General features: G+C 69.1%; 2 protein-coding genes. Both read right to left on the reverse strand.

Annotated elements, in window-relative coordinates; genetic code table 11:
* Positions 1–413 (reverse strand): AMP-binding protein (locus tag D7V88_RS41705; RefSeq protein ID WP_244238696.1); only part of this gene is annotated, 413 nt, incomplete at its 3' end.
* A 354-nt stretch (positions 414–767) separates the two neighbouring features.
* Positions 768–1,128: hypothetical protein (locus D7V88_RS43485; RefSeq protein ID WP_158625286.1), on the reverse strand; the 361-nt coding region annotated here is incomplete at its 5' end.

The following is a 1,128-nucleotide window of genomic DNA, read 5'->3' on the forward strand; positions in this document are numbered from 1 at the left end:
AGCGTGTCCGTCGCCATCCAGTGCAGCGCGCGGAAGTCCGGCGCCTGCTCGAAGACGAAGTCCGACAGCTCCAGGATGCCCGACGTGGTGAGCACCACCGACGCCTGCGCGTCCTGGATGATGGCCCGCAGGCGGGGCAGGGTGCGCTCCAGGCGCATCGGGTCCGGCGGATAGGCCGGCACCGCCACCGCGCCCGCGTAGAGACACCCGAAGAAGCCCGCGATGTAGTCCAGGCCCGGCGGATACAGCAGCAGCACGCGCTCGCCCACCGCGCCCCGTGCCTGCAACGCCGCGGCGATGCGTCGTGCGCGCACCTCCAGCTCGAAGGCGCTGAGCACGGTCTCATCGCCGTCCACTTCACCGAGGAAGGTGTAGAGCGGAGCGTGGGCGGAGGGACCCGCCGCGAGATTCAACAGGACGCCAGGAAGGGTTCGCGAGAAGTCAGGCACGGGGAGCCGTCCGAAGTGTCGAAAAAGCGCCGACACTTCTTAACAGCCCTGGTGCTTGATCCCGTAGGCACCCTCCGTGCCTGTCACTGCTACGTACCTGTTGTCGCCAGCACCCTCAGGGAGTGGGGGTTGGCGCAGTGGAAAATCAGGAATGGCCGAAGAGTCCTGTTCAGCCAGCCCATGAAGCTCTTCTGCTCCGACAGCATCACGTCCGGTGTCTGCACCGGTGCAACAGGCAGCGAACCCGCGCCCACGCGAGGGCGCGGGTTTTCCCCGCGCCCCCGGTCAAGGGCGCGGGGGCATTGAAGCACTACATCGTCACTTCCTGCCCGGCGGGGGCAGGGCCTTCTTCAGCAGGTCCGCCAGGGCCCGCACCGTAGGCTCGCGCAACAGCGTGTAGTGGTTGCCCGGCAGGCGGTGCGACTCCAACCGCTCACCCACGAGCGCGGCCCAGCCGCCATCGCTCGGCCCTGTGTCCGCGAGTTCCTCCGCCTGCACTCGCAGCACCCGCTGCTCCATCGCGGGCGGGTGGTAGCGACGGGCCGCTTCGAGGTTGGCCTCGAAGACGCGGAAGAGGGCGAGCGGGTTCGCGCTGTCCACTCCGGACGGGAGCGCTCCGGCACGCACCGCGGATTCCAGCACCCGGGTGAGCGCCGCTTCGGGCTCCAGCGTCGCCAAC

This window comes from Corallococcus terminator (genome assembly GCF_003611635.1).
Taxonomy (GTDB): domain Bacteria; phylum Myxococcota; class Myxococcia; order Myxococcales; family Myxococcaceae; genus Corallococcus; species Corallococcus terminator.